Source organism: Cupriavidus sp. 01L46 (genome assembly GCF_056399905.1).
Window position 1 is genome coordinate 1 of the sequence record NZ_JBFTSF010000448.1, and the last position, 3,775, is coordinate 3,775.

Annotated in this window: 4 protein-coding genes; 2 read left to right on the forward strand and 2 right to left on the reverse strand. The window is 64.4% G+C overall.

What is annotated here, in order from left to right; translation table 11 throughout:
- The coding region (aceB, locus tag AC1DS3_RS36480; protein WP_477129118.1) for a malate synthase A at positions 1 to 1,424 on the reverse strand (1,424 nt) is incomplete at its 3' end.
- Between the two features lie 43 nt (positions 1,425 to 1,467).
- Positions 1,468 to 2,169, reverse strand: coding sequence for a haloacid dehalogenase type II (locus AC1DS3_RS36485; RefSeq protein ID WP_477129119.1), 702 nt, complete (start codon positions 2,167 to 2,169; stop codon positions 1,468 to 1,470).
- Positions 2,170 to 2,431: 262 nt separating this feature from the next.
- Between AC1DS3_RS36485 and AC1DS3_RS36490 the strand changes: the two genes are divergently transcribed.
- Together AC1DS3_RS36490 and AC1DS3_RS36495 are read left to right on the forward strand one after the other, a co-directional pair.
- Positions 2,432 to 3,385, forward strand: coding sequence for a LysR family transcriptional regulator (locus AC1DS3_RS36490; protein WP_441630220.1), 954 nt, complete (start codon positions 2,432 to 2,434; stop codon positions 3,383 to 3,385).
- A gap of 123 nt (positions 3,386 to 3,508) precedes the next feature.
- A partial coding sequence (locus AC1DS3_RS36495; RefSeq protein ID WP_477129120.1) for a universal stress protein occupies positions 3,509 to 3,775 on the forward strand: 267 nt, incomplete at its 3' end.

The window sequence follows — 3,775 nt, forward strand, 5'->3', positions numbered from 1 at the left end:
GCGGTCACCTTGCGGCCGTCTTCCAGCTTGCCCTTGGGCGAGCGGATCCACTGCCACACCTGCGAGCGCGAGATCTCGGCAGTGGCGGCGTCTTCCATCAGGTTGTGGATGGGCACGCAGCCGTTGCCAGCCAGCCAGGAGCCGAGGTAGTGGATGCCGACGTTGATGTTCATGCGCAGGCCGGCTTCGGTGATCGGGGTTTCCGGCTGGAAGTCCAGCAGGTCCTTGGCCGCCACGTTGACGTCGTCGCGCTGCTTGTCGAACTGGTTGGGCTTGTCGCCCAGCACTGCCACGAATTCCTTCATGGCCGGCTCGACCAGGCCCGGGTGAGCCACCCAGCCGCCGTCGTAGCCGTCGGTGGCGTCGCGCTTCTTGTCGTTGATGATGCCTTGCATGGCGATGGCGTTCTTCTCCGGATCGTTCTTGATCGGGATCAGTGCGCTCATGCCGCCGATGGCGGGCGCGCCGCGCTTGTGGCAGGTCTTGAGCAGCAGCAGCGCGTACGAGCGCATGAACGGCGCGGTCATGGTGACCTTGGCGCGGTCGGCCAGGCAGAAGTTCTTGTCGACCTTGAACTTCTTGATGCACGAGAAGATGTAGTCCCAGCGGCCAGCGTTCAGGCCGGCGCTGTGCTCGCGCAGCTCGTACAAGATTTCTTCCATCTCGAAGGCGGCCAGGATCGTTTCGATCAGCACGGTTGCCTTGACGGTGCCTTGCGGCAGGCCGATTTCGTTCTGGGCCATGACGAAGACGTCGTTCCACAGACGCGCTTCGAGGTGGCTTTCCATCTTTGGCAGGTAGAAGAAGGGGCCGGCGCCGCGTGCGATCTGTTCCTTGGCGTTATGGAACAGGAACAGCGCGAAGTCGAAAATGCCGCCGGAGACGCGCTGGCCGTMGATGGTGACGTGCTTCTCGTCCAGGTGCCAGCCACGCGGGCGCACTTGCAGCGTGGCGATCTTGTCGTTCAGCTTGTAGTGCTTGCCGTTGGAATCCAGCGTGAGGGTGCGGCGCACGGCGGCCTTGAGGTTGACCTGGCCCTGCAACTGGTTATGCCAGTTGGGGGTGTTGGAGTCCTCGAAGTCGGTCATGTAGCTGTCCGCGCCGGAGTTGAACGCGTTGATGACCATCTTGGCTTCGACCGGGCCGGTGATTTCCACGCGGCGGCAATGCAGTGCCGGCGGCACCGGCGCGACCTTCCAGTCGCCTTCGCGCACGCTCTTGGTTTCCCGCAGGAAGTCGGGCAGTTCGCCGGCGTCCAGGCGMTTGGTGCGCTCGACGCGGGCGGCCAGCAGTTCCTGGCGGCGCGGCTCGAAGGCGCGATGCAGTTTGTCCACCAGGGCCAGGGCCGCCGGCGTGAGGATGTCTTCGTAAGCCGGCAGGATTTCGCCGGTAATCTTCATGCCCGCAGGCAGCGTGATGGCCATCAGTGTTCTCCTGTGATCGATGGTTGATTAAAGGTGCCCGCCGTCAAACCGCCGCACCTTGGGCGCGGACGAATTCGAGCAGGTCATTCATGTCGTGCCCGGTGCCGGAAGGACTCACATCGAGCCGCTCCGCCGGATGACCGGCACGATTGATCCAGAACGTGGTGTAGCCGTACCAGGTGGCGCCGCAAGCGTCCCAGCCATTGGACGAGACGAAGAGGATCTCCCCTGCCGGCACGCCAAACGCCTTGGGGCCCAGYGCGTACGCCTCGGGCGCGGTCTTGTACATGCGCACCGCGTCGACCGACAGCACGTGGTCGAACAGCCCGTGCATGCCAGCACTCTTGACCGAAATATCCAGCATCTGCGGATTGCCGTTGGAAAGAATGCCCAGCGGCAGCCTGGCTGCCCGCAGGCGCTTGAGCGCGCCGAGGTTTTCCGGGAAGGCCGACAAGCACGCGTACTCCTTGAGCAGTTGCGCCTCCAGGGCCGGGTCCAGCACCAGTTGCAGGCGCTCGGCCGCATAGCGCAGCGCATCCACTGTCAGCGCCCAGAACGGCTTGTAGTATGCGCCGTCGGGCGCGGCCATCGAGCGGATGCGGGTGTAGTCGATCTGACGCTCGCGCCACAGCAGCGCCAGCGCCTCGCCCTTACCCGGAAACAATTGCTCCGCGCGCGCGGTGACGGAATACACGTCGAACAGCGTGCCATAGGCATCGAAGACGACTGCGCGGATCTTTTGCATGAGCTGGAGCGGTTCCCTTGGACAAATCCGGCGAATCCGGCAAACCCGGCAGGCCAGCGCCACTGCGTGGGCCTGTACACCAATGAATGCATAGCATTGTAGGGAGACGTTGCAGTGCGGCAAAGTCGGTCAGGGTCACTTGATCTTTTACTTTTACCCCACTAATCTTCGCTAACGATGTAAAGATAAGGCACCAAATCCACCCCATTGCCTCGCCCGCCCCCTGCTTTGGGCGGCATGAGGCACAAAACTGGCGAGCTTCGTGGATCATTTCAAACAACTGGAGACGTTCGTCTCGGTAGCCGCACGGGGCAGCCTTTCGGCGGCCGCGGCGGCTGAAGGCGTGGCGCCGGCCATCATCGGCCGGCGCATCGATGCGCTGGAAGAGCGCCTGGGCGTCAAGCTGCTGCTGCGCACCACGCGCAAGATCAGCCTGACCTTCGAAGGCTCGGCCTTCCTGGAAGACTGCCAGCGCATCCTCAACGACCTGCACAACGCCGAGGCCAGCGTCTCGGCGGGCGGCGTCAAGGCCAGCGGCCACCTGCGCGTGACCGCGCCGGCGGGCTACGGGCGCAAGCACGTGGCACCGCTGGTGCCGCTGTTCATCGAATCGCACCCGGATGTGACCATCACGCTGGACCTGTCGGACCGCGTGGTGGATCTCGTCAACGAAGGCTTCGACTGCGCCATCCGCCTGGGCGACCTGCCCGACTCCAGCCTGGTGTCGATCCGCCTGGCGGAGAACCGGCGCGTGGTGGTGGCGTCCCCCGATTACCTGGCGCGCCATGGCGTGCCCGCCCTGCCCGAGGATCTCACCCGTCACAACTGCCTGGCCTTCGGCGCCAGCGCCAACGTGCAGCGCGGCTGGGCCTTCCAGCAGGAAGGCCGCGCGGTCACGGTCAAGGTGGGCGGCACCATGGAATGCACCGATGGCGCGGTGCTGCACGCGTGGTGCCTGCACGGCCACGGGCTGGCATGGCGCTCCTGGTGGGAAGTCGGGCAGGAAATCGCCAGCGGCCGGCTGGTCACGGTGCTCGACGAGTTCCAGGCGCCGCCGATCGGCATCCACGCTGTCTTTCCGCAGCGCAAGCACCTGCCGCTGCGGGTGCGGCTGTTCATCGACCACCTGAAGAACACCTATGGGAACCCGGCTTACTGGCGCCGCGCGGAACAGGCATCCGCCACCGGCAAGCCGCAACTGGCGGTCAATTCCTAGTTCGATTTGATTTAGGGCAATGCCCCATGCGCCACCCCTGCCTACAATGAAAGCTGACAGGCGCCGTGCGGCCTGCCTCCGTCCAAAGGTAAATCCGGTCCATTCGCCCCAAAGGAGTCCAGCATGTTCAAGCACATCCTGCTACCCACCGACGGTTCGGAACTGTCCAAGAAGGCCATCGACGGCGCGCTGGAGCTGGCCAAGACAATCAATGCGCGGGTCACCGCCTATGTCTGCCTGGAGGAGTATCCCTACACGCCGTTCAGCGAGATCGTGGTGGAGGCGCCACAGGCCTTCAGGGACCGCATCGAAAGCCAGGCCAAGCTATACCTGAAGGAAGTGGAAACCGCCGCCCGGGCCGACGGCATCAGCTTTGACGCCGACATGTCC